We start from the raw sequence: 24537 nt of genomic DNA on the forward strand, positions 1-24537 counted from the left end.
CCTGGGGGCAGCGATGAACGACCCCGCACCCGACACTCCCCCGCCCGACCGGCCGGGCCTGCCCCGGCTGGGTGTCTTCGGACTGATGCTCAGCATCTTCCTGGCGACGCTCGACGGACAGCTCGTCAGCACGGCGCTCCCCACGATCGTGGGCGACCTCGGCGGCCTCGACCACTTCTCGTGGGCGGTGACGGCGTACCTGCTCACCATGGCCGCGTCCACTCCCGTCTGGGGCAAGCTCGGGGACCTGTACGGCCGCAAGGGCGCCTGCCTCAGTTCCGTGACGCTCTTCCTGGTCGGGACGGTGCTCTGCGGCCTGGCGCAGAGCATGGGGCAGCTCATCGTCTTCCGCGGCCTCCAGGGACTCGGCGCCGGCGGCCTGATGGTCGGTGCGCTCTCGGTCATCGGCGTGGTGGTGCCCGCGCAGGACCGCGGCCGCATCCAGTCGATGGTGGGCGTCATGATGCCGGTCGCCTTCGTCGGCGGCCCCCTGCTCGGCGGGTTCATCACCGACTACATGAGCTGGCGCTGGGCCTTCTACGTCAACGTGCCCATCGGCCTGGTCGCGCTGCTGGCGATCACCAAGGGCGTACGGCTGCCCGCCGGCCGGGTCGCGGGGCGGATCGACTGGCTCGGCACGGCCCTGCTCACCACCGGCATCCTGGCCTTCACCCTGCTGGCCGGCTGGGCCGGCACCACCTACGCCTGGATGTCCTGGCAGATCGCCGGACTCGCTGTGCTCGTCGTGCTCGCACTGGCCTGGTTCGTGCGCGTGGAACTGCGCGCCGCCGAACCGATCATGCCGCCCCGGCTCTTCGCCCGCCGGGACTTCACCCTCGCCCAGATCCTCAGCTTCCTGGTCGGCGCCGTACTCTTCTCCGTCGTCAACTACCTCCCGCAGTACATGCAGTTCGTCCAGGGTTCGTCGTCCACGGCCAGCGGCCTGCTCATCCTGCCGCTGATGCTCGGCATGCTGACGGCACAGCTGGCCACCGGGCGGCTGATGGACCGAGGCGGTCTGGACCGCGTCGTGGCGCTCACCGGCGGCGCCGTCGCCCTCGCCGGGGCGCTGCTGCTCCTCCTGCTCGGCACGGACACCCCGCTCGTCGCGGCCTCCGCGTTCACCCTGGTCATCGGGGTGGGAGTCGGCGCCCTGATCCAGGGCACCATGGTGGCCACCATGAACAACGCGGACCCGCGGGACATGGGCGCGGCCACAGGCACGGTCACCCTGGTGCGCACCATCGGCGGCTCCCTCGGGGTGGCCCTGCTCGGCGCCCTGCAGAGCAGCCGCATGACCGATGTGCTGACCGAGCGGCTGGGCTCCGCCGCGCAGCAGCGGCTCACCGCGGGCGGCGCACTGACCCCGGCGCAGCTGAAGGACATGTCGGCCGCCACGCGCGACGCGGTGCGGGAAGCCGTCAGCAGCGGTCTGCACGGCGTCCTGCTGGGCGCGGCCGTCCTGTCCGCGATCGCGTTCGGCACGGTGTGGTTCGTCCGCGCCGCGCCGCCCCTGATCCCGGCTGCCGCAGGGCCGCCGGCCGCCGGGGCCGGAGCCGGGAAGGACTCCGCCCGAACCCCTTCGGGGGACTGAGCGCGGCCCCGCGCCGCCACCCGTCCCCCTGCCCACCCAAGCAGCCGGCCGCACGGACGAATCCCCCGTCGCCGTGCGGCCGGCCCCTACCGAAGGCGAACACCGATGCCCAAGTATTCCGTCGAACGTGCCCGGGACGTCCTGGACCGTCCGTTCTCCCTGGGAGGCCTCACACTGCCCAACCGCGTCGTGATGGCCCCGATGACGCGCGAGTTCTCCCCCGGCGGAGTGCCGGGCGACGACGTGGCGCAGTACTACGCCCGGCGGGCGGCCGCCGGGGTCGGTCTGATCATCACCGAGGGCACCTACGTCGGCCACGACTCGGCGGGCAGCAGCGCCCGCGTCCCCCACTTCTACGGCGACGAGGCGCTCGCCGGCTGGGCGGCCGTGGCCGAGGCCGTCCACGAGGCGGGCGGCCGGATCATGCCGCAGCTGTGGCACGTCGGCATGGACCGCACGGCAGGCAGTCCGCCGGTCCCCGACGCCCCGCGGATCGGCCCCTCGGGCATCGCCCTGGACGGCACGAAGTCGGGCACGGAGATGACCCAGGCGGACATCGACAACGTGGTCGCCGCCTACGCCACGTCCGCCGCGTCCGCCGAGTCGCTGGGTTTCGACGGCGTCGAGATCCACGGCGGCCACGGCTATCTCATCGACCAGTTCCTGTGGGCGCACACCAACCGGCGCACCGACGCCTACGGCGGCGACATCGTCGGTCGCACCCGATTCGCCGCCCAGATCGTGGCCGCCTGCCGGGAGAGCGTCTCCGACGACTTCCCGATCTCCTTCCGGTTCTCCCAGTGGAAGATGAACCACTACCGGGCGCGGGTCGCCGAGACGCCGCAGGAACTGCAGACCATGCTCGGTCTCCTGGCCGACGCGGGCGCCGACGCCTTCCACTGCTCCACCCGGCGGTTCCACCTCCCCGAGTTCGAGGGGTCCGACCTCAACCTCGCGGGCTGGGCGAAGAAGCTCTCCGGCAAGCCCGCCATCAGCGTCGGCTCGGTGGGCCTCAGCAACGAGTTCCTCGAGGTGTTCCAGGGCGCGCAGGCCACGGTCACGGACATCGGCGAGCTGCTCGACCGCATGGAGCGCGAGGAGTTCGACCTCGTGGCGGTCGGCCGGGCCCTGCTCGGGGACCCCGAATGGCTGGGGAAGATCCTCGCCGGACGCGTCGACGAACTCAGCCCGTTCCACCGGGGCTTGGTCGGCAGCCTCCACTGAGCCGTACGGCCACCGACTCGGGTCACTGGCTTCCTGTGGATCTGGTCATCACGCGGTGATGACCGGTGCGTCGGGTTCGTGCCGCCGACACCCTGCGGGACGTCTTCGGTGCCCCCGCCCGTTGGTGGCGGGAACGCTGACCTGCCCGCCAGGTGGTTTCAGGGGCACGGCAGGCGGAGGGTGAACGTCGAGCCCATATGCGGGGTACTGGTCGCGGTGACCGTTCCGTCGTGTGCCTCGGCCAGGCGGCGCACGATCGCCAGGCCGAGGCCGCTGCCGCCGCTCTGTCTGCTGCGGGACTTCTCCGCGCGCCAGAACCGGTCGAAGACATGCGGCAGATCGTCGGCGGGGATACCGGTACCGGTGTCGGTCACGTCGATCACGGCGGCACCGTGACAGACGCGGGCACTCAAGGTGACTGACCCGCCCGCGGGGGTGTGGCGGATCGCGTTCGACATGAGGTTGCCGACCATCTGCCGTATCCGTACGGGATCTGCCAGGACGAGAACGTGGCCCTCGGTCACCACGGTGAGGGCGACCCCCGCCGCGGCGGCGGTGGCATGGTTGGCCAGGGCGATGGCCGACAGCACCTCTGCGACCTCGAGGGGCTCAGGAGCCAGCCGGAGCGCGCCGGCCTCCGCCGCCGAAAGGTCCCGGAGATCGTCGATGATGTGCTGGAGCTGGAGCGCCTGCCCCAGCAGGGAGGCCACCAGCTCGGCGTCCGGACTCGCGATGCCGTCCTCCACCGCCTCCAGCCAGCCCCGGATGTTGCTCACCGGGGTGCGCAGTTCGTGAGCGATGTCGCTGGTCATGTTCCGGCGCGCCGACTCCAGCTGCTCACGGCGCTGCGACATCGCGTTGAAGGCGGCCGACAGCCGCGCGATCTCGTCGCCGCCGCGGACCGGTACCCGGGTGGACACCGTCCCGGCCTCCATGCGCATGGCGGCGCCGGTCAGTGCTCTGAGCGGCTTCACCAGACGGATGCCCGCCAGCGTGGTCACGGTCACCGTCAGCACCAGCACGGCCGCGGCCCAACCGGCGATGCGGAGCCTGTTCGCGGGGGAGAGGTCGAAGAACGTCGTCGCCGTACGACCGGGACTGCCGACATACATCAGCGCGGCGGGTGCCACATACGGTGCCAGTTGCTGGCTGCGGCTGGTCGTCAGGCACGAGGAGACCGTCGAGGCCGGGGGCGCGTGCCGGGTCCGCGGTTCCCAGCTTCCGTCGAGGGCCAGGATCACCCCGTCCGCCTGCCGGCGGGCCAGACACGCGTTGACGAGAGTGGTGAGCGCGGACAGGGCCTCTGCCTCCGACGGTGTCGGATCGGTCAGCGTGGTCGTGGCACAGCGCTGGTCGCCGGCGGTGGGTGTGCCACCGGGGTTGGGCACCACCACTCTCGGGCGGCCGCCGGGCATCACCTGGACATGGGCCTGGCGGACTCCGAGACCGCGCAGGCACACCACCATCCGGGACGCGGTGCGTCTCAGGCGTACGCCGTCCTCCCCGGACAGCTTGAACGGGCCCACCGCCCGCGGGTCGATCCGCTCCGTTCCCGAGCCGTCGTCCGTGCTTCTGCTCAGCTCGGAGTCGACGGCCAGCGGGTCGATCACCGCGGTCGCCTTCTGCGGCGGCTGGAAGGGGCGGTCCCGGCCCGCGGCGGAGTCCGCCAGAGTGCGACCGTCCTTGCCGAGGAGGACGACACGGTGACCGGTCGACCCGGCCAGGCGGTCGACGGTGGGCCGGACACCGCTCCAGCTCGGGTGGGTCGCCGCGTATCCCATGAGGGTGTCGTAGACGCGGGCGTCGTCGGCCAGCGCCTGCCCCCGCTCCCGGCTGAGCACGACGGCGGTGGTCTGCAGGACCACCCATGCGGTGGCGGTGATCGAGCAGACGGAGACGAGAGCCGACACCGCCAGCAGCCGTATCAGCAGGCTGCGCCCCAGCGGCACGGACGTGGTCCGGGACGTGTCCCGTGGCCGGGAGTCACTCATGAGGGCGCCTGCCGGCTGCGGTGGTCGTCCATGAGTTTGTATCCCACTCCGTACACCGTCACCAGCGGCATGGCCTCCTGGGTGCCCGGTCGGGCCTCCTTGAGCTTGCGGCGCAGGTTCATGACATGGACGTCCACCGTCCTGGGAGTGATGAACGGGTCGGAGCCGTGCAACCGTTCAAGGATCTGCGCCCGGGAAAGCACCTGCCCCGCGTGCTCGGCGAGCATGTCGAGCAGACGGAATTCCCCCGGCGTGCAGCGGATCACGCGGCCGTACGCCCACACCTCGTGACGGGCGCGGTCGACCGTCACCGGGCCGGCCCGCAGGACGGCGGCGGGGGCGGGGGTGTGTGGTTCCAGGCCGGCGGCGGGGACCGGACCCCGGTCGCTGCGGCGGAGCAGCGACCGTATGCGGGCCATGAGTTCGCGCGGGCTGAACGGTTTCGTCATGTAGTCGTCCGCGCCCAGGTCCAAGCCCAGCAGGAGGTCGTCCTCGGACGACCTGGCCGTCAGCATGAGCACGGGCAGATGAGCGAAACCGGGTTCCGCGCGCACGACACGGCACACATCGAGCCCGTCGAGCCGGGGCATCATCACATCCAGGACCAGCAGGTCCGGGCGTCGGCCGCGCACCAGGTCGAGGGCGGAGCGGCCGTCGTGAGCCACGGTCACCTCGTGGCCCTCGTGCTCCAGGTAGCGGCGGACCAGTTCGGCCTGGTCGGCGTCGTCCTCGGCCACGACCACATATGCACACATGGCATCAGTGTAGGAACGGCGGCGGCACGGTTCCGTCCGCGCGGCGGGAGGCATACCGGACCGCCAAGGGTTCCTGACATTTGGCTGACAATGCTGGTCAACGCTGTTCTGCATGCATCAGCACGTACAGCATTCAGCCCCGATCTCCCGCCCGGCCGCCACGTCCGGAGGTCCCCGCCCGACAGGCCGCCCATACCTGCGGGTCCTTGTCGCCGGCCTCGCCGTGGCCGCCGGAATGTCGCTCGCCGCCTGCCACAGCGGCGAGGGTGTCCAGAGCAGCTCCGGCAAGGGCGTGGACTCGCTCGTCTCCGACGCGCCCACCGGCAGGGGAACGGCGACGAAAGGTGCACCCCGCGACTCCGCCGTCGAGAACAAGCGCCCGCAGTTGCGGCTGGACACCTCCGACGAAGAGCGGCAGCGGCTCACGGATGTCTACAACGCGTGTCTGCAGGCGCACGGCGTCCCGATGAACACCGAGCGGGCGGCCGCCGCAGGTGCCAAGCAGGCACCACCCAAGCAGGGCGAGGCGGACTCTCCCGCCTACCAGGCCGCCTACGACGCCTGCCTGGTGAAGCTGCCGCGCCAGCCCCCCGAGACCATGCCCGAGACCAACCCCCGCTACGCCGACGACTACCGCGCGTACGTCAAGTGCCTCCAGCACCGCGGCATGAAGATCCACCTCGTGTCCGACACGAGTGTCAGCCCGGACGGCCTGGGCTGGACCTACGACGAGGACACCACGGGCACCCTCTCGGAGTCCAAGGCCACCGAGGCCGACCGGGCCTGTTCGCTGGAGGCGTTCGGTGGCAAGTAGCAGCTCGCCGCGCAAGCGGCCTCGGCCGGCGCCCCGCACCGTGCGCAACGCGACCGTGGTGGCGGCGGTGCTCGCGGTCGCCGCGGGCGGGACCTACGGGGCGACCGTGCTGTCGGACCACGGCGAGCGGCGGCGGCCCGGACCCGCCGCCGCTCCCTCGGCCCAGACCATCCAGGTCAAGCGGGCCGACCTGTCCGACTCCCAGACGCTGCCAGGTGTACTCGGCTTCGGCGCGCGCGTCACGGTGAAGGGGACCGGCGAGGGCGTCATCACCCGGCTGCCCGCCGCCGGTTCGGCCGTCGCATCGGGCAAGCCCCTGTTCTGGGTCGACGACGAGCCGGTCACGGCGTTCTTCGGCGACACCCCGTTCTTCCGCCCGCTCGACAAGGCGGGGATCACCGGGCGGGACGTCACCGTTCTCGTCGAGAACCTGCAGGCCCTCGGCTATGACATCGGTCCACGGCCCCGGCAGTCCATGGAACCCGTCGCGGGCAGCACGGCGGGCGGCATCGGCACCGAACTGACCACCGGAGTGCTCGACGCTCTCAAACGCTGGCAGCGCGACACCGGCCGGAAGGCGACCGGCACACTGGACCCCGACCGGGCCGTGGTGCTGCCCGGCCCGTCCCGCGTCGACGCGGTCAAGGCGCAACTGGGCGATCCGGCCGCCGAGGACGTCCTCTCCCTCACCGCGCAGACGAAGTCCGTCACGGTGAAGGTCGACGCGGGCAGCGCCGGCTCCCTTCACAAGGGCGACAAGGTCGGCATCGTCCTCCCCGACACCAGGACCGTTCCCGGCAGGATCGTGTCCGTCGGCACCACCGTGCAGGGGGGCAACGACAGCGACGCGGGCGACGGCATCGACGCGACCCCCACGCTTCAGGTGACGGTACGACCCCTGCACAGTGCCGATGTCGCCAAGCTCGACGCGGCGTCCGTGCAGGTCGTCTTCACCACCCGGACCAGGAAAGACGTGCTGGTGGTACCGGTGGGCGCCCTGCTGGCCCTGAGCGAGGGCGGGTATGCGCTCCAGCGCCCCGGCGGAAAGCTGGTCGGGATCAGGACGGGCCTCTTCGCCAAGGGGCTCGTGGAGGTCAGCGGGGCCGGCGTCGAGGAGGGCGACGTGGTGGTGACGGCATCATGACCAGCCCGCCGGGAATGCGTGCCGTCGACGCCCGCGCGTCACGGGAACCGGGCCTGGAACCGAGTCCTTGCCGTGGTGAGGGGCGCATCGACGGTGGTGGCCCCGACGGCCCGGCCGTCCTCTCCGTGTGCAACGCCCGCAAGGTGTACGCAGGCGGGGTCACCGCCCTCGACGATGTGTCCCTCACCATCCGGGCGGGCGAGTTGCTGGCGATCGTCGGTCGCTCGGGATCCGGGAAATCCACTCTGCTGAACATCATGGGCACCCTCGACCGGCCGACCGGCGGCACGGTACGGATCGGCGGCCGGGACGCCGCGCGACTGTCCGACCGGGAGCTGTCCGCGCTACGCGGACGCTGGCTCGGTTTCGTCTTCCAGCACTTCCACCTCACGGACGGTCTCACCGCGGAGGAGAACGTCGCCACCGGACTGCTGTACGCCGGTGTGCCCCGCCGCCGGCGCCGGCCGATGGCCGTGGCCGCCCTGGAACGGGTCGGTCTCGCCCATCGCACCCGCCATCTGCCGCACCAGCTCTCGGGCGGCGAACGCCAGCGGGTGGCCATCGCACGCGCACTGGTCAACGAGCCCGCGCTGGTCCTCGCGGACGAGCCCACCGGCGCCCTCGACACCGCGAACGGACAATCCGTGCTCCAACTGCTCACCCAGCTGAACAACGAGGGCACCACCATCGCCGTCATCACCCACGACCAGGACATCGCCGCACGACTGCCACGACGGATCGAAATGCGCGACGGACGGATCATCACCGACTCGCTCGATGCCGCACTCACCTCCGGAGGCAGCACGTGACGCACGGCAGCAACCACGGGCACGCCGAGCAGAACGACACCGGGAGTGGCCGACGGCGCCGTGTCCCGAAGCGCTCCGCAGGCTTCCGGCGGAGCGATCCGGCCCGGCCCGTGCGGCTGGCGCCGTCGGACGTGCTGCGCCTCGGCCTGCTCGGCATTCGCGTCCGCCGCACCAGGGCGGCCCTTTCCGCACTGGGCATTTCCATCGGCATCCTCACTCTCGTCCTGGTCACCGGCATTCCGGCGTCCAGCGGAAGCGCCCTCGACCAGAAGCTGGCGGCACTGGGCACGAACCTGCTGCGTGTGCAGCCGCAGCCCAACCAGAAACCCCCGGTCCTGCTGCCGGAGGAAGCGGCGAGGATGGCCGCCAGAATCGGTCCGGTGAGCCGCACCAGCGCCGTCGCCAACACGCATACGATCGTCCGGCGTTCCGACCGGACAGATCCCAACGACGGGCTCGGTCTCACCGTTCTCGCCGGCCAGGACGACCTGCTTCCCGCAGTGAACGGCCGGGTGGCATCAGGTCGTTTCCTCGACCCCTCCACTGACCGGCTGCCCACCGTCGTCCTCGGCCACCAGGCCGCCGCCCGGCTGGGAATCCCACGCATCGTTCCAGACCAAGAGGCCCCCCAAGTGGTCATCGAGCAGCGGTGGTTCACCGTCATCGGCATCCTCGACCCGATTCCGCTGGCCGAGGACCTCGACCGCTCCGTACTGGTCGGCTGGCAGGCGGCGAAACAGGAACTCGCCTTCGACGGGCACCCGACAGTCGTCTATGTGCGGGCCGACGAGGACGCCATGGAAGCGGTGGCCGACGTCCTTCCCGCCACCGTCCATCCCGAGCTTCCCGGACTGGTACAGGTCAGTCGGCCGTCCGACGCGCTGGCCGCCAAGCGCGCTGCGAACAGCACGTTCTCGGCACTCTTTCTGGGACTGTCGGGGGTAGCGCTGCTGGTCGGAGGGATCGGGGTCGCCAACACCATGTACATCTCCGTCCTCGAACGGCGCAGCGAGATCGGCCTGAGGCGTGCGCTGGGAGCCAACCGCAGGCAGATCCGGGGCCAGTTCATGACCGAGTCGGTGGTGCTCTCCTTCCTCGGCGGCGTGGCAGGAACGGCGATCGGGGCGCTGGCCACCGTCGCGTATACCTCGTACCAGGGCTGGCCCCCGGTGATACCGCTGTCCGCCGTCGTCATGGGCACCGGCGGAGCCACGGCCATCGGTGCGCTGGCCGGGGTGTACCCCTGCGTCCGCGCCGCCCGGCTGTCACCGACCGAGGCACTGAGCAGCGCCTGATCCGCCCACCGGCGTGCCCGCTCGGTCACGAGGACTGCTGTCCACCCTGAAGGTCATGGTGCAGACTTCGCCGGCGAGCCGGCGCGCCCCCAGCGGCAGCTGAACTACGACGGGCTGCGGGGTGCGCGGGCCAGACGGGCGGGACGGGCAACGCCACCTGGAAAGTCCTTCGCATGTCACATGAACGGATCCAGCAGCAGCGCCACGGGGAGATCGCCAGACTCGACCGCCCCTCTGGGAATCCTCAGACCGGTGTGCTCGCCGACTGACCTCCACACGGCGGCATGAAGACCACCAGAACTCTGCTCCACAAAAGCACGCCACGCCTGAGTGGAAGGAAACTCATCCGGGTCCGGCCACACGGCGCCATTGCTCCGCAGCCGACTGTTGAGCAGGTGAGCCCTACTGGACTCACCATGAGCAGGACCTGCCAGGCTGTGCCGGAACTCTGCCCGCAGGAGGCCACCCTCACCAGGCGCATAGAACAGCCACGACGGCTGCACCGCGACATTCGCACACAGGCACACGAACTCCTCACCATCCTGAGGGATCACAGAAGTGTCGCCGTCGGCCCAGTGCTGGTACCAGGCGCACACCCCGGAATCCTCCAGGACGTACGACCACTCACCGGACGTACCGTACACGCAGGGCGTCCACGGGTCATTCACGGACAGAGGATCAAAGTCACGGTAGTGCGCCCCTATGCCGATCTGGTCATCCCCGGCGCCCATGCGCCGCAGGAGGCCCTCCACCGGAAGACCACGCACGGCAGTCAGCGACACTCCGCCACGCATACCGGGAGCACCCATCGGTCCCTCGAAGCAATGGCCGCCGAGCCACTCGATGCTGTCACTCATTTCGACTCCTGTTCGGATGCCAAGTCGGCGATGACGGCCATGCTCATGGCTGCCGAGACAGTCGGGTGGGCGAAGATCTGCGACACCCACGAAGCCGGCTGCCGCTGCCTCGGGGGCTTGAGGGAGCACAGGTCGAAGGCCGGTTTCGGAGCAATCCGGAACCGGCCTTCGAGTACCCGGGGGGCTCCGCCGCATCGGTGCTGTGGCGGAGCCCCCGGCAGGGCGATTTGCTACTTCTGCCAGCCGATCAGCTCGGGCGGGCCCTGGACGCCGTAGTGGCCGTAGAACTGGGCCGACCCGTAGTTGGCGAGACCCTTCTTGACGGCCCAGATGGTGGAGCCGTTGTGGGTCGGCATGATGCCGTAGGTCTTCATGGCTTCCAGCTCGACCTTGTTGCCGGCTTCGAGCTGCTCGTCCAAGGTCGGCAGGTTGGTGACGGCCTTGACCTCCTTGTCCATGCTCTTCGGCACCGAGCGGGAGACGTTGAGCGTGGAGTCGGAACAGTACATCTGGCAGATGTAGAGCATTCCGTTCGGGTCGCTCGAGATGAAGCCCATCCCGAAGATGTCGAAGGAGCGCTCGGTGAACACCTTGTTGAAGTCGGCGGAGGGGTGCGCCTCGATCTCCAGCTTGACGCCGATGTTCTTCATCATCTGGGCGAGGGCCGTGGCACGGGCCTTGGTGGTGGACCTGTCACCGATGGTGGGGAAGGTCAGTTCCAGCTTCTTGCCGTCCTTGGCACGCACACCGTCCGAGCCGACCTTCCAGCCCGCGGCATCCAGGTCCTTCTTCGCTGCGGCGGCATCGAACTTCACGAGCTTGCCGAAGTTGTCCTGGTACCCCTTCTGGAAGGGGTAGAGGCTGAAGGATCCGGGCAGGGGCTCGGTGTAGCCAAGCCCCTGGAACATGATCTTCGCGAGTTGGGAACGGTCGATTCCCTCCATCAGGGCCTTGCGCACCGCCGGGTCCTTCAACTGCGGCGAGGTGCTGTTGAAGACCAGGAGGTTGTTGGAGGTGGTCGTACCGCGGCGAAGCTCGGTCCCCTTCACGGACTTCACCTGGTTGAGCTGCTCGGCGTCGTTACGTACCTCTGCCGCGTCGATCTGGCCGTTCTTGAAGGCGTTGATGGCGGCGCTCTCCTCCATCTGTACGAAGGTGAGTTCGTCCAGATGCGGCTTGGCGCCCCACCACTTGGGGTTGGGCTTGTAGGTGATGGCGCCGCCCTTGGCGTCGAACTTGGAGATGGCGTAAGGGCCGGCACCCCACTCCGGGTGGGGGTTGTTCACGTAGGCCTTGTTGAAGGCGTCGGCCTTGGCGATGTGCGGGTTGACGAGCCCGTAGAAGAGGGACTTCCAGTACACGAACGGGCCGTCGAAGGCGACGATCGCCTGCTTGGCGTCCTTGCCCTTCTTGACCGAGGCGATGCTGGAGTAGCCGTCGGTGGAGCCGACGTCGTACGCCTTGTCCTTCCCGTTCAGCGCGTGCCAGGTGTCCCGGAACGCCGTCCAGTCGATGTCCTGGCCGTCGTTCCACTTGGCCTTCGGGTTGATGTCGTACGTGACCTGGGTCTTGCCGTCCACCGTCGTCTGCTTGACGTCGGTGAGGTAGTCCTCGTTGTAGGTGACGTTGCCCTTGGGGTCGTTGAAGGACAGTTGCGGCATGTAGAACCAGGCGAGCTTCGATGTGTACAGCGACGAGTTGCCCTGCAGCGGGTTGAGCTGATCGGGAATCTCCACGATGGGAAGCGTCAGCTTGCCGCCCTGCTTGAGGTTGCTCGCAGGCTGGGGGTTGTACGAGGTCAGCACCTCGCTTTCCGAGGTGGCCCCCTTGGACTTCTTCTGCCCGGAGTTGCCGGTGTCGCCACCGCTGCACCCGCAGAGGACGAGGGACGCGGCGGCGGCGAACGCCACCCCGTTCAGAGCGATTCTTCTCATGACAGCCTTTCAGCTTGGTTGTCGACAGACGTGGTCGTGTCCGCGAAATGGCATGCGTCGCGGTGGTCCCGGTCTCCCCTCCTGGTGAGCTGCGGCGTGACCCCCCGACACTGCTCCTGCTGCGGCTCCGACAGCGTCAAGTGGAGCGGACACCTGGTGACGAACCGGCAACCCGGCTGATCGTCGGTCGGACTGGGAAGGTCGCCCTTGAGCAGGACTCGTTCCCGCGTGCGTTCCGCGACCGGATCGGGCAGGGGGATCGCGGAGAGGAGCGCCTTGGTGTACGGGTGCCTGGGGTTGTCGAAGACGGCGTCGGTGGCGCCGATCTCGACGATCCGCCCCAGGTACATCACCGCCACGCGGTCGGAGATATGGCACACCACCGACAGGTCGTGGGCGACGAAGAGGTAGGACAGGCCCAGTTCGGCCTTGAGCTCGTTGAGCAGGTTGATGACGCCGGCCTGCACCGAGACGTCGAGTGCCGAGACCGGCTCGTCGAGAACGAGCAGCTGGGGCTTGGTGGCGAGCGCCCGGGCGATGCCGATGCGCTGCCGCTGCCCGCCGGAGAAGGCCGCGGGGAAGCGGTCGCGGTGCTCGGGGTCGAGTCCCACGAGTTCCATGAGCTCCGCCACCTGGGTGGCGAGCACCTTCTTGTCGCGTTCACCGACCGCGCGGAGGGGCTCCGCGAGGATGTCGAAGACCGTCATGCGGGGGTCCAGGGCTCCCATGGGGTCCTGGAACACCATCTGCATGGAGCGACGGACGGAGCTGATGTCCTGCTTCCGCTTCAGGCCCGCCGTGTCCTGGCCGCAGACGGCGATGCTGCCCTGCTCGGGCGGCTTCAGCCCCATGATCTCCAGCAGTGTGGTGGTCTTGCCGCACCCCGACTCTCCGACGAGTCCGAGCGTCTCCCCCTCGCGGATGTCCAGGTCGATGCCGTTGACGGCGAAGACGGTGCCCACCTTGCGTTTGAGCAGGCCGCCCTTGGTGAGTGGGAAGGTCTTGGTGACACCCGAGAGTTCCAGGACCTTCGGCCGGTCCTCGCGGGGGACGGCCGCGGCCCGGTTCTCCCTGAGGGCCGGGACGGGGTAGATCGGCTCGCCGCCGATGGCGCCGTCGTCGATCTCCGCGGCACGCCGGCAGGCGACCGAGTGCTCGTCTCCGTCGTCCCCGGTGTCGCCCCCGTCGATCGCCAGCAGGGGCGGTTCGGCCTCCCGGCAGGCGTCCTCCACCACGGGGCAACGTGCCGCGAAGGGGCAGGCGTCGGGAAGGTCCACCAGGAGCGGCGGAGTCCCCGGGACCGGGGTCAGGGCATCCCTGGCGCGGTCGTCCAGTCGGGGAATCGCACCCATCAGGCCGATGGTGTACGGCATGCGGGGTCGCGCGAAGAGTTCGTCCACCCCGGCATGCTCGACCGGCCGGCCGGCGTACATCACCATGACGTCGTCGGCCGAACCGGCCACCACCCCGAGGTCGTGGGTGATCATGATGACCGCGGCCCCGGTCTCGCGCTGGGCGGTCTTGAGGACATCGAGGATCTGCGCCTGCACGGTGACGTCGAGAGCGGTCGTCGGTTCGTCGGCGATGATCAGGTCGGGGTCGTTCGCGATCGCCATGGCGATGACGGCCCGCTGCCGCATACCGCCCGAGAACTCGTGCGGGAACCCCTTGGCGCGGCGGTCGGGGTTGGGGATGCCGACCAGGTCCAGCAGTTCGACGGCCCTTTTCCAGGCGGCCGCGGACGACAGGTCCTGGTGGATCTGGAGAGCCTCGACGATCTGGGCTCCGATGCTGAAGATCGGAGTGAGCGACGAGAGCGGGTCCTGGAAGATCATGCCGATGTGCTGACCGCGCACCTTCGACATCTGTCGGTCGTCGAGGTCGAGGAGGTTCTTCCCGGCGAGCGTGATCTCGCCGGTGACCGAGGCGTAGTCGGGCAGCAGCCCCATGACGGCCATGGACGTCACGGACTTGCCGGACCCCGATTCGCCCACGATGCCCAGGGTCTTGCCGCGATGCAGGTCGAAGGAGACGCCGCGGACGGCTTCCACCCGGCCTGCTTCCGACGGGAAGGCGACCTTCAGGTCACGCACGGACAGCAGGGGCTGCCGGGTGTCGGACTCGGGCGTGACAGCGCGCTGCTCGATCATGCGCGGCCTCCAGACTGCGAGGTGGGGTCGAGGGCGTCCCGCAGACCGTCGCCGATCAGCGCCATCGCCACGGTGAGCAGCACCACCATGGCTGCGGGCAGATAGAACAGCCAGGGAGCGGTGGTCAGGGTGTTCTGCCCGTCGGCGAGCATGGAACCCAGCGACACGTCGGGCTGCTTGACGCCGAAACCGATGAAGGAGAGCGCCGTCTCGGCCTGCACGGTCGAGGCGACACCGAGGGTGAACGTCACGATGAGCAACGACCCGATGTTCGGGACCAGGTGGCGGACGATGGTGCGCATCGCGCTGACGCCCATGAAGCGGGCCGCCATCACATACTCGCGCTCCCGCAGGGAGGTGGCCAGGGACCAGATCACCCGGGCTGTGAGCATCCATCCGAACAGCGTGAGGACCACGACCAGAACCTGCCATTCGCCGCGGTAGTGCGTACCGACCAGCGCGATGATGAGGAACGAGGGCAGGATGAGCAGGAAGTGCACAAGACCGAGCATCGCCCGCTCGACCTTGCCGCCGAAGTAGGCGGCGGTGGTGCCGAACAGTCCGGCTATGGCGGTGGTCAGCAGCGACACCGTCACGGCGATGATCAGCGATCTGCCGAGGCCGTGCACGAGTTGGGCGTAGACGTCGTTGCCCGCGCCGTTGGTGCCCAGGAGGTGGCCGTCGACCCCGGGGGAGACGGAGAGCGCGGTGAAGTCCGCCTCCATGTAGTCCCAGTGGGTCAGGTACCGGCCGAACACCGAGAAGAACACGAGGAGGGCGAAGAGGACCAGACCGCCGAGCGCCGCCTTGTTGCGCGCGAAGCGCCGCATGTAGAGCTTGGTCGGGGAGAGGCGCTTGCCTCCGGGGCCGGTCTTCCCCGGTTCCTGTGCCTCAGCCTTGTCGGGGCGAACCTCCGCGGCGTCGGGTCCCGCACCGGGCATGTTGATGGCCACGTCAGCTCACCCTGATCCTGGGGTCGAGGGCCACGATGACGAGGTCGGCCAGAATCGCGCCGATGGCCGTCATGAGGGCACCGAAGGCTGCGACAGCGACGACGCCGTGCACGTCGTTCGTGCTGATGGTTTTGGTGAAGTACTCACCCATTCCGTGCCAGGCGAAGACCGTCTCCGTGATCACCGCGCCGGTGAAAAGCGCCGGCATCGCGAACGCGACCTGAGTGGCGACGGGGATGATCGAGGTCCGCAGCCCGTGCCGGTAGATGGCCTGCTTCCGCGTCAACCCCTTGGCCCGTGCAGTGCGGACGTAGTCGGAGTTGATGTGATCCAGCAGCAGCGATCGCTGCAACAGGTGGTATGCGGCGTAGGAGATGAAGGTGAGCGAGATCGTCGGCAGGATCGCGTGCGTCGCTCTGGACCCGAAGACCGCCCAGAACCCGACGACCTCGGGGCTCTGCGCTCCGGCGACAGGCAGCAGCGTGCTGCCCAGGGCCTGGTTCAGCGCGATGGCCGCGAGCACCACCGCAAGGGAGGCCACCGCGGAGGGCGTGTTGAAGGACAGCACGGAGAGCCCCTGCCACACCCGGTCGGCGGCCTTGTACTGGCGCGACGCGGTGTAGACGCCCAGCCCGACTCCGATGACGATGGACAGGACCGTCGAACCCAGGACCAACTGGCCGCTGACGAAAATCCGATAGGCGACCTGGTCGTTGACGCTGCCTCCGGTCGGCGACTGGCCCCAGTCGAAGTGAGTCACGATCTGAGACATCCAGTGCCACCACCGATCCAGGATCGGTTTGTCTGGATTGAGATTGTAAAGCGCCAGCGAATGGTTGATCTGGGCTGGAGTTCGAGGCGGTCGCAACGCGGTGTAGTTCGACGCAGGCTTGAGGAATGCGTTAGCGAGGAAGTACGTGAGGTTGGTCGCGATGGCGATCATCAAAAACCAGCCGACTAGTTTGCGGGCGATGTAACGCAGCACTGTTAGCCGGCCTTTCGTGACATGGAGCGTATCGGCCCGCAAGTCCGGTGAGTGGCCGGACGCTTGGCCGTGTTGACCGGGCACCGGGTCGCGAGCGCTCGGACAGGACGTGCGGATCCTCGAGGGTCAGAAAATGATTAGCGCGAAACCGTTTTGGTGTACGAGACTGAAGCGTGCTGACGGAGTTGCAGGAGTGGGCGAAGTGGGAGTGAGCAGTGCGCCGGGCATGATGCGACAACCTCGCGTGGAAGTAAGGCAATTCGAGGCAGTCGCATGATTCGTCAGCGCCGCCGCTGACGATTTCAACTGCCCGTGTGGCACGTCAAGGCTGGTCAGGTCGCGATCCGATTAAGCCGAGGCCGCATATCGGTCATTTTTTGCGAAAGTTTTCAACGGCGCGGCGGATGCGCGGTGAACGATGAGCCTCCGGAGGCTCCAAAGGGTGCAAAGCGAACCTTTGTGCGCATTCACCTTTTCATGTTTGATCCGGGACCGGGGTCCTTCTGTGAACTGTCGTTCTGGGGGTGCTGTTGGCGGGCCGGCCGCACGGGCGGCCTCGACTTCCCGGTGTCGCAGTCGTGAGTTGTGGCTCGTGGGGCTGTGGCTCGTTGTCTGGCCGTGGATGGGGCCGCCTTCCTCGGGAAGGGCGTGAAACCGGCCGGGATGGCATGACGGTGCGCCAGTAGTGCCGGGCAGGTCGAGAACTGTCAGGTCATGTCTTCAGTGATGCCGGATATTTCCGCAGTCCAGGGGCTCTCTTCGGGGGCCCCTGACGTGTTGTCGGGAGCCGTCCGAGAGCCCCCTTTCGCGCCTTGTGGTCAAGGCGGCGCGCGCTCCCGGTCTCCTGGCCGCCTGGAGCCGATGTGGCGCCGGCCCGGGCGTGAGCCGCCTGGTGGAAGGGTCGGGCCTCGTCGGTCTGTCGTCGAGTGCGCGCCTGGTTGCGTCCGTCGGCCGGCCTCCGCGCCTGTTCGGGTGTCAGGTCGACCGCGACAGAGAGGCGGGGTCCGGGTTATTGAATATGAATGTCATTATCGACTACTGTCTCGTCGGCCTCATCTCGCGCGCCGCGGAGCTTCCCCGGTGCCCGGTTCAGCTCAGCAGAAAGTCAAGGAGAAGCATGTCCAGACAGATCGATCGCCGCGCCTTCCTCCGCCGCGGCGCGGCGGGAGCCGTGGCTCTGGCAGTGGGCCCCGGCCTGCTGGCGGCATGCTCCACCGACGAGCCCCGCCCCGACCACAAGCCGGGACCGGGCTCCTCGCCCCGCTCGGGCGGCACGCTCCGGGCCGCCTTCGTCGGGGGCGGCGCCTCCGAGACGCTCGACTTCTTCAACGGCCCCTCCGCGCTGGATCTGGTGCGCGCCCGGGCCTGGCACGGCACCCTGGGCAACCTCGACCCCAGCGGGCCCGACGGGGTGCGCTACGGCGTGCTCGAGGGGATCGACATCTCCGACGACCTGTCGGCCTACACGCTCCATGTGCGACCCGGCGTCCGCTTCACCGACGGCTCCGAGCTGACCTCCGCCGACATCCTGCACTCGCTCGGTGCCCTAGCGGCCCGGAGCAAACTGCCCGTGTACCGGCTCGCCGCCGCGAACTTCGACCTCGCGCGTGCCAAGGCCGACGGCGACCTGAAGGTCGTACTGCCCACCCTACGGCCCATCGCCGACGGCCGCATGATCCTTTGCCAGGGCAACTTCCTCGTCGTCAAGGACGGCACCAGGAACTTCCGCAAGGGCATGCCCAGTTGCGGCCCCTTCCGGCTGACGGAGTTCACGGCGGGTCAGGGAGCGGCGTTCGAGCGCTACGACGACCACTACGGTCATGTGCCCCTCCTGGACGGCCTGGAGCTGCGGTCGATCGCGGACTCGACCGCCAGGGCGGGCGCGCTCACCAGCGGTGAGATCGACTTCGCCCATGACCTCTCACCCGTCACCGCCCGCACGCTCGCGGGCGACGCGAAGGTCGAACTCGTCCCCACGAAAAGCCCCTACCTGGTCGGCCTCTCCTTCCAGATGAACATGAGCGTCAAGCCCTTCGACGACCCGCGGGTGAGAGAGGCCTTCAAGCTCGCGGTCGACCGGGAGGCCATGGTGAGGACCGTGTTCTACGGCAACGCCGAGGTCGGCAACGACCTGCCCTCCATCGGCTTCCCCGACTACGCGGAGAGCCTCCCCCAGCGCGCCCACGACCCGAAGCGGGCCCGTGAGCTTCTCAGGGAGGCCGGAGCCGACGGGATGAAGGTCCGGTTGACCACCGGCCCCGAGACGCCGGGCATGGTGGAGATGGCCACCCTCTTCGTCGAGGACCTGAAGAAGGTCGGCGTCCAGGCGTCGGTCCGCGAACTGCCCCCGGGACAGCTCTACGCCGACTTCCCCGCCTACGCGGCGCTGCCGCTGGCCGGTTCGTACCAGATGCCGATCCCCGCGCTGTCGATCTACCAGATGAACACGGCGGGCGGATCGCCGTCGGCGTTCGGCTGGAAGGAGTCCGCGACCGACGCCCTCGTGGCGAAGGCCCGCGCCGAGAGCGACCGGGCCCGGGCGAAGAAGCTGGGCACGCAGGCGCAGCGCACGCGGTGGGAGAAGGGCAACCAGGTGCTGCCGGTCTTCAAGCCGAACCTGAACGCCCAGGCCACGCGCGTCGACGGGATCCAGGACGACCTCTTCGAACAGTTCCCCGGCTTCTCCCGGGCGTCGCTGGCGTGAGTCTGCTCGCCTTCGTCGTCCGTCGCCTCGCCGGGGCGGCCGTTCTGCTGGTGCTGCTGTCGGCCGCGGTCTTCGCGGCCACGGCGGTCCTCCCGGGAGACGCCGTCAGCGCGGTCGCCGGTGTGGACGCCTCCGAGGCGCAACGCGCCGCCGTCCGTGCCGAACTCGGGCTGGACCGGCCGGCCGCCGAGAGATACGCGGACTGGGCCGCCGGCGCGGTCCGGGGGGACCTGGGCCGTGGGTTCGTGGGGGAGCGGCCGGTCACCGACGTCCTCGCCACCCGGCTGCCCAACAGTCTGCTGCTCGCCGGACTGACACTGGCGGTCACCGCACCGCTCGCCGTGCTGCTCGGGCTGTGGACCGGGCTGCGCGGGGGCGGCGCCGACCGCCTGGTCTCGACGTCCGCCCAGATCCTGGCCGCCGTACCGGAGTTCGTCCTGGCCGCGCTGCTCGTCGCGGTCCTGGCGGTGTGGCTGGAGGTCCTCCCGCGCGTCTCCGTCATCCCCCTGGGAGGTACGCCCCTCGACGTGCCGCGCGCGCTGGTCCTGCCCGTACTGACGCTCAGCGCGGTCGGTCTCGCGGTGGCCACCAGGCTGCTGCGGGTCTCCGTCTCGGACGCGGCGGCCACCCCGTACTGCGAGGCGGCACGGCTCAACGGCGTACGTGGGGTGCGGCTCGCGGTCCGTCACATCCTGCCCAACGCCGCCGGGCCGGCCGTGCAGGCGCTCACCCTCACCACGGGAGCGCTGGTCGGCTCGGCGGTGGTGGTGGAGAACGTCTTCGACTACCCGGGCATCGGCCGCGAGCTGCAACTGGCCGTCGCGGCACGGGACATACCGATGGTGCAGGGCATCGCCACCGCTCTGGTCGCGGTGCTGCTCGCGGTGCTGCTGCTGGGGGACATCTGCGCGCGTCTGCTGGGCGCAGGGGAGGGGCACCGCCGATGACGACGGTCCTGACAGCACCGCGGAGGCGGACACGCCCGTCCCGTCCCGGCACGCCCGGGCGCCGCAGGCTGCCGCTGCTCGCCGGGGCGGGCACACTGCTGGTGCTCCTGCTCGCGGTGCTGGGCCCGCTGGCCGCGCCGCACAGCCCCACCGCGCAGCTGGCCGCGCCCTTCCAGCAGCCGGACGGTCACTTCCTCCTCGGCACCGACGTGCTGGGCAGGGACGTGGCGAGCCGGGTGCTCAGCGGCGGCCGCACCATCGTGCTCACCGCGCTGGCGGGGACTGCGGCGGCCGGGGCCGTCGGGATGACCGTCGGCGTCCTGGCGGCCTTGGCGGCCCGCCGGCTGGGCGACCTGCTGATCCGCTGTGTGGACGCCCTCGCTGCCATCCCCGCCCTCCTGGTCGTCCTCGTCCTGTCCGCCGGATTCCCGGGCAGCGACGCGGCCCTGGTGGCCGCCGTCGCGCTGGCCACCGCCCCCTTCTCCACCCGGGTGCTGCGCGCCGCCGCGGACACGGTCCTGAACAGTGGGTATGTCGAGGCCGCCCGGGCCCGGGGCGACACCCGGCGGGCCGTACTGCGGTACGACGTGCTGCCCAACATCGCCGGACCGGCCCTGATGGACAGCGCTCTGCGCCTGGTCGCCTCCCTGCATCTCACCGCCACCGCCGGCTTCCTCGGCCTGGGACAGGGCGGAGCGGCGCCCGACTGGGGGCGCATGGTGAGCGAGAACGCTCCCGGGGCGACACTCGCCGCCACGCCGTTCCTCGCCCCGGCCCTGCTGCTCGTACTGCTGTCCGTCTGCGTCGGCCTGCTGGCCGGAGGGCTGGCGGACACGGTGGGGCGGGGCGCCGCATGACCGGCCGTATGACCGCCCGCCTGCCGGAGGCGGGGTCGATCGCCGAGATCAGCGGGCTGACGCTCGGCCCGGCGGCCGGAGGCCCGCCCGTACTGCACGACGCCTGCCTGTCGTTGCCGCGCGGGCAGGTGCTGGGGATCGTGGGCAGGTCGGGATCCGGCAAGAGCAGTCTGGCGTACAGCCTGCTCGGACATGTCCGCCCCGGCCTGGAGGTGCGTGCCGGAACCGTCCGGATGGCCGGCCTCGACCCGTTCGACCGCGCGAACGCCCGCCGGCTACGGGGGCGGGTGGTGTCGTTCCTGGGGCAGGACCCCGCCTCGTCGCTCAACCCGGCGCTCCGGATCGGCACACAGATCGCCGAGGCGGTGCGCCTGCGCACCTCCGCGAAGGGTGCGAACGACGTCCGTGCGCGGGTCGAGGAGCTGCTGGTGTCCGTGCGGCTGCCGCCCGACCGGGCGTTCCGGCGACGGTTGCCGGGCCAGTTGTCGGGAGGGCAGGCCCAACGCGTGGCCCTCGCCGTCGCGTTGGCGGGCACGCCACGCCTGCTGGTTCTCGACGAGCCCACCAGCGGCCTGGACCCGGTCCTGGCGGACGGGATGCGCGGGCTGCTGGCCGAGGTCCTGTCCGACGGGGACCGCGCCGCGTTGCTGGTCAGCCACGACCCGGCATGGATCGCGTCCATGGCGGACCAGGTGATCTGCCTGGAAGGAGGCCGGATCGTCGAGTCCGGAAAGCCGGAGGCACCGTTGTCCGTCCGGCCGTTCGTGGGTTCCCCGGCCGGCGGCCCCCGTTCGGAGAACCCGCGCGTCGCAACCGCCGTGGCCGTGGGAGGGCTGTCCACGCGAGGACTGGGCGCCGACCACGGGCGTGTTTCCGTGTTGCACGACATTTCCCTCACCGTCCCGGCGGGCTCCTGCACCGCCGTCGTGGGTCCCTCGGGGTCGGGGAAGACGACCCTCGCCCGGTGTCTCGCGGGGCTTCATCCGCCCGCACGGGGGAGTGTCGAGTGGCGGGAGGTCGGCGCGGAGCGAGGGCGGCGCGGTGCTTCGGTGCAACTCGTCGCGCAGGACGCCCGCGGCGCTCTCAACCCACGGGAGTCCGTGAGCCGCGCGCTCACCCGCCCCCTCCGGGGTGTGCGGCGCCGGTCCGCCCAGGAGGCGTCCCATGAAGCCGTACGGCTGCTGGGCCTGGTCGGGCTGGACGCGGATGTGCTGGCGCGCCGACCGGGGGAGTTGTCGGGTGGCCAGCGGCAACGGGTCGTACTGGCACGGACGTTGGCCGCGGAGCCTCGCGTACTGGTCTGTGACGAGATCACCTCGGCGCTGGACCCGGAGACGGCGAGCGGGGTCCTGGACTTGCTGGACTCGCTGCGGAGGACGCTGGGACTGACGGTCGTGATGGTGACACACGACCTGGCGGCCGCGGCCCGCCGCGCGGAGCGGGTCGTCGTCCTGGACGCGGGGCGGGTGGTCGAGGCCGGTCCGGTCGACCGGGTGCTGGTGACCCCGGAACACCCCGTCACCCGGGGGCTGCTGGCCTCCTCCGGTGGTCCCGTCCTCGCCGTCCCGGAAGAGCGGCGAGTGTAGGAGGCCCTGCGGCCGACGGAAGGAGCGCCCGGCTCGCCGGGCGCTCCTTCCGTCGGCGCATCATGCCTACCGCCGGAGCAACTCCTGTGCCAGCGCCGCCTTGTCGACCTTCCCGACGGCGGTGAGCGGAAGGCCGGGAACCCGGACGATCTCGTCCGGCGTCTTGTATCCGGCCAGCCCGCGTTCCTTCAGATGGGCGGCGACCTCCCGTGCGCCGGGAGCCGCGCCCGCGCAGACGACGAAGGCGACGGACCGCTCACCCCAGCGCTCGTCCGGCACACCGACCAGCGCCGCCGCCGTGATGGCCGGATGGGTCAGCAACTGCTCCTCCACCTCGACCGCGGCGATCTTCTCGCCGCCGCGGTTGATCTGGTCCTTGATCCGCCCCACCACCACGAGGTGCCCGGTCGGCAGACGCCGCACCACGTCGCCGGACCGGTAGTAGCCGTCCGGGGTGAACGCCGTGCGGTTGTGTTCCTCGGCGCGGTAGTAGCCGCGCAGTGTGTACGGGCCCCGGGTGAGCAGTTCACCCGGCGTACCGTCCGGCACGGGCCTGCCCTCGCTGTCCACCACGAGCACCTCGTCGTCCGGCGAGACCGGTCGGCCCTGGGTGGCGCAGACGAGGTCCTCGGGGTCGTCGAGGCGGGTGAGGTTGATCAGTCCCTCCGCCATGCCGAAGACCTGTTGCACGGTCACCCCGAGTGCCGGTCCGAGCGTGCGCGCCTGGTCCTCCGGCAGCCGCGCCCCGCCGACCTGCACCAGGGTGAGGCTCCCGAGGTCCCAGGAACCGGACGCGGCCTCGTCCGTCCAGTGGGGAACGAGCGGCGGGGTCAGGGAGGTCAGGGTCACGCCCTCCCGCTCGACCAGGGCGAACGCCGTCTGCGGGCTGGGGTCCGGCGCGACCACGACGGTTCCTCCTGCCATGAGGGTGCCCAGCACACCGGGGCAGGCGAAGGTGAAGTTGAACCCGATCGGCAGGACCGCCAGATAGACGGTCTCCGAGTCGAGCGCGCAGACCTGGGCGCAGGCGCGAGCGTTGTAGGCGTAGTCGTCGTGCGTCCGCGGGATGAGTTTGGGAAGCCCCGTGGTGCCGCCGGACAGCAGCAGAAGGGCGACATCGCCGGGGTCTGCTCCGCCGTCGTCGGAGCCGGAGCCGGAGCCGGACGTGGACGTGGAGGTGGACGGCGGTTCCGCCCGCAGCGCCTCGAACGGGACGAAGCCGGGGTCCGGGCCGGGATCGCCGACCACGACGACATGCCGCAGCGAGCCGCCCGGCCCCTGCTCCGCCCATACCTCGTGCATCAGTTCCCGGTGGTCGAATCTGGCGTGCCGGTCGGGCACCACACACGCCACGGCCTCCGCCACGCGCACCAGATGGCCCATCTCCCGGTTCCGGTGGCCGGGCATGGCGTGCACCGGAACCGCCCCGAGCCGCTGCAATCCGAACCAGATGAACACGAACTCGGCGCAGTTGGGGAGCTGGACCACCACGCGGTCACCCCGCCCGATCCCCAGTCCGCGCAGCCCCCCGGCCACACGGTCGGCCTCGGTGTCCAGTTCCGCGTAGGTCCACCGCCGGTCCCCGTCGACCAGGGCGACGCGCCCTCCATGGCCGGCTGCCGCTCGGCGCAGCCGGGTGCCGAAGGTCACCCCCTGCCAGTGCCCGGCGGCTCGATAGCGCGCCGATTCGGTTTCGGACCAGGTCTGTTGAGTGTCGGTCATGGGGCTCTGCCTCTCATTGCCGGGCCTCGGGTTCTGGCGTCGAGGCCCGTCGTGTGACTACGATGCGCAGTATAGAAATGATAATCATTTCCATCTAGGGTAGATTCGGTCCTGCGCGAGGAAGATCCCGGCGCCCGTCCCCGACCCGACTCCCCACTCCATCTCCATCCGACCGGAAGGCCCCACCAGTGAGCGATGAAGCAGTCGTCCAGGCGC

General features: G+C 70.0%; 18 protein-coding genes. 10 read left to right on the forward strand and 8 right to left on the reverse strand.

Annotation, left to right across the window (positions count from 1 at the left end):
- Window positions 1-13 precede the first annotated feature (13 nt).
- Window positions 14-1594, forward strand: coding sequence for an MDR family MFS transporter (locus CP978_RS29820; protein ID WP_227745507.1), 1581 nt, complete (start codon window positions 14-16; stop codon window positions 1592-1594).
- Between the two features lie 105 nt (window positions 1595-1699).
- Complete coding sequence (locus tag CP978_RS29825; protein WP_043445969.1) at window positions 1700-2818, forward strand: NADH:flavin oxidoreductase; 1119 nt, start codon at window positions 1700-1702, stop codon at window positions 2816-2818.
- A 158-nt stretch (window positions 2819-2976) separates the two neighbouring features.
- Here CP978_RS29825 and CP978_RS29830 read toward each other — a convergent pair whose 3' ends face one another.
- Complete coding sequence (locus CP978_RS29830) at window positions 2977-4809, reverse strand: sensor histidine kinase (RefSeq protein WP_052454371.1); 1833 nt, start codon at window positions 4807-4809, stop codon at window positions 2977-2979.
- Window positions 4806-5564, reverse strand: coding sequence for a response regulator transcription factor (locus CP978_RS29835; RefSeq protein WP_043445971.1), 759 nt, complete (start codon window positions 5562-5564; stop codon window positions 4806-4808). Before CP978_RS29835 ends, CP978_RS29830 begins: the two co-directional genes overlap by 4 nt.
- 223 nt (window positions 5565-5787) lie before the next feature.
- Between CP978_RS29835 and CP978_RS29840 the strand changes: the two genes are divergently transcribed.
- Genes CP978_RS29840 through CP978_RS29855 form a run of 4 tightly spaced genes read left to right on the forward strand, consistent with a single transcriptional unit; the run spans window position 5788 to window position 9626 of the window.
- On the forward strand, window positions 5788-6378 hold the full coding sequence (locus CP978_RS29840) for a hypothetical protein (protein WP_212669260.1): 591 nt from the start codon (window positions 5788-5790) through the stop codon (window positions 6376-6378).
- Window positions 6368-7522, forward strand: coding sequence for an efflux RND transporter periplasmic adaptor subunit (locus CP978_RS29845; protein WP_063839092.1), 1155 nt, complete (start codon window positions 6368-6370; stop codon window positions 7520-7522). The genes CP978_RS29840 and CP978_RS29845 overlap by 11 nt, the downstream gene beginning before the upstream one ends.
- Window positions 7519-8331 carry an ABC transporter ATP-binding protein gene (locus CP978_RS29850; protein WP_079162380.1) on the forward strand — a complete coding sequence of 271 codons (813 nt, stop codon included), beginning with the start codon at window positions 7519-7521 and terminating at the stop codon, window positions 8329-8331. The genes CP978_RS29845 and CP978_RS29850 overlap by 4 nt, the downstream gene beginning before the upstream one ends.
- Window positions 8328-9626, forward strand: coding sequence for an ABC transporter permease (locus CP978_RS29855; protein WP_423218869.1), 1299 nt, complete (start codon window positions 8328-8330; stop codon window positions 9624-9626). Before CP978_RS29850 ends, CP978_RS29855 begins: the two co-directional genes overlap by 4 nt.
- A 176-nt stretch (window positions 9627-9802) precedes the next feature.
- Here the strand turns inward: CP978_RS29855 and CP978_RS29860 are convergent, their stop codons facing one another.
- The 5 genes from CP978_RS29860 to CP978_RS29880 all read right to left on the reverse strand — a co-directional run bounded on the left by CP978_RS29860 (window position 9803) and on the right by CP978_RS29880 (window position 16505).
- A complete protein-coding gene (locus tag CP978_RS29860) occupies window positions 9803-10483 on the reverse strand; it encodes a hypothetical protein (protein WP_043445975.1) in 681 nt (226 codons plus the stop codon).
- A gap of 230 nt (window positions 10484-10713) precedes the next feature.
- Entirely contained in the window at window positions 10714-12417 is a 1704-nt protein-coding gene (locus tag CP978_RS29865) for an ABC transporter family substrate-binding protein (protein ID WP_221501016.1), read from the reverse strand.
- Window positions 12414-14567: an ABC transporter ATP-binding protein gene (locus CP978_RS29870; protein WP_043445979.1), complete on the reverse strand. Its 2154-nt coding sequence runs from the start codon at window positions 14565-14567 to the stop codon at window positions 12414-12416. Before CP978_RS29870 ends, CP978_RS29865 begins: the two co-directional genes overlap by 4 nt.
- The gene (locus CP978_RS29875; RefSeq protein ID WP_043445981.1) at window positions 14564-15520 is read right to left on the reverse strand and encodes an ABC transporter permease; all 957 of its coding nucleotides are present in this window, start codon (window positions 15518-15520) and stop codon (window positions 14564-14566) included. Before CP978_RS29875 ends, CP978_RS29870 begins: the two co-directional genes overlap by 4 nt.
- 1 nt (window position 15521) lies before the next feature.
- A complete protein-coding gene (locus CP978_RS29880) occupies window positions 15522-16505 on the reverse strand; it encodes an ABC transporter permease (RefSeq protein ID WP_043445982.1) in 984 nt (327 codons plus the stop codon).
- A 1117-nt stretch (window positions 16506-17622) separates the two neighbouring features.
- Between CP978_RS29880 and CP978_RS29885 the strand changes: the two genes are divergently transcribed.
- Genes CP978_RS29885 through CP978_RS29900 form a run of 4 tightly spaced genes read left to right on the forward strand, consistent with a single transcriptional unit; the run spans window position 17623 to window position 22599 of the window.
- On the forward strand, window positions 17623-19209 hold the full coding sequence (locus CP978_RS29885) for an ABC transporter substrate-binding protein (RefSeq protein WP_043445984.1): 1587 nt from the start codon (window positions 17623-17625) through the stop codon (window positions 19207-19209).
- Window positions 19206-20156: an ABC transporter permease gene (locus CP978_RS29890; RefSeq protein WP_043445988.1), complete on the forward strand. Its 951-nt coding sequence runs from the start codon at window positions 19206-19208 to the stop codon at window positions 20154-20156. Before CP978_RS29885 ends, CP978_RS29890 begins: the two co-directional genes overlap by 4 nt.
- Complete coding sequence (locus CP978_RS29895) at window positions 20153-21013, forward strand: ABC transporter permease (protein WP_043445990.1); 861 nt, start codon at window positions 20153-20155, stop codon at window positions 21011-21013. The genes CP978_RS29890 and CP978_RS29895 overlap by 4 nt, the downstream gene beginning before the upstream one ends.
- Window positions 21010-22599: an ABC transporter ATP-binding protein gene (locus tag CP978_RS29900; RefSeq protein ID WP_043445993.1), complete on the forward strand. Its 1590-nt coding sequence runs from the start codon at window positions 21010-21012 to the stop codon at window positions 22597-22599. The genes CP978_RS29895 and CP978_RS29900 overlap by 4 nt, the downstream gene beginning before the upstream one ends.
- Window positions 22600-22665: 66 nt before the next feature.
- Here CP978_RS29900 and CP978_RS29905 read toward each other — a convergent pair whose 3' ends face one another.
- Window positions 22666-24321, reverse strand: a complete 1656-nt coding sequence (locus CP978_RS29905) for a (2,3-dihydroxybenzoyl)adenylate synthase (RefSeq protein ID WP_043445996.1) — start codon at window positions 24319-24321, stop codon at window positions 22666-22668.
- Window positions 24322-24537: the final 216 nt, after the last annotated feature.

Source organism: Streptomyces nodosus (genome assembly GCF_008704995.1).
In the GTDB taxonomy this organism is placed as follows: domain Bacteria; phylum Actinomycetota; class Actinomycetes; order Streptomycetales; family Streptomycetaceae; genus Streptomyces; species Streptomyces nodosus.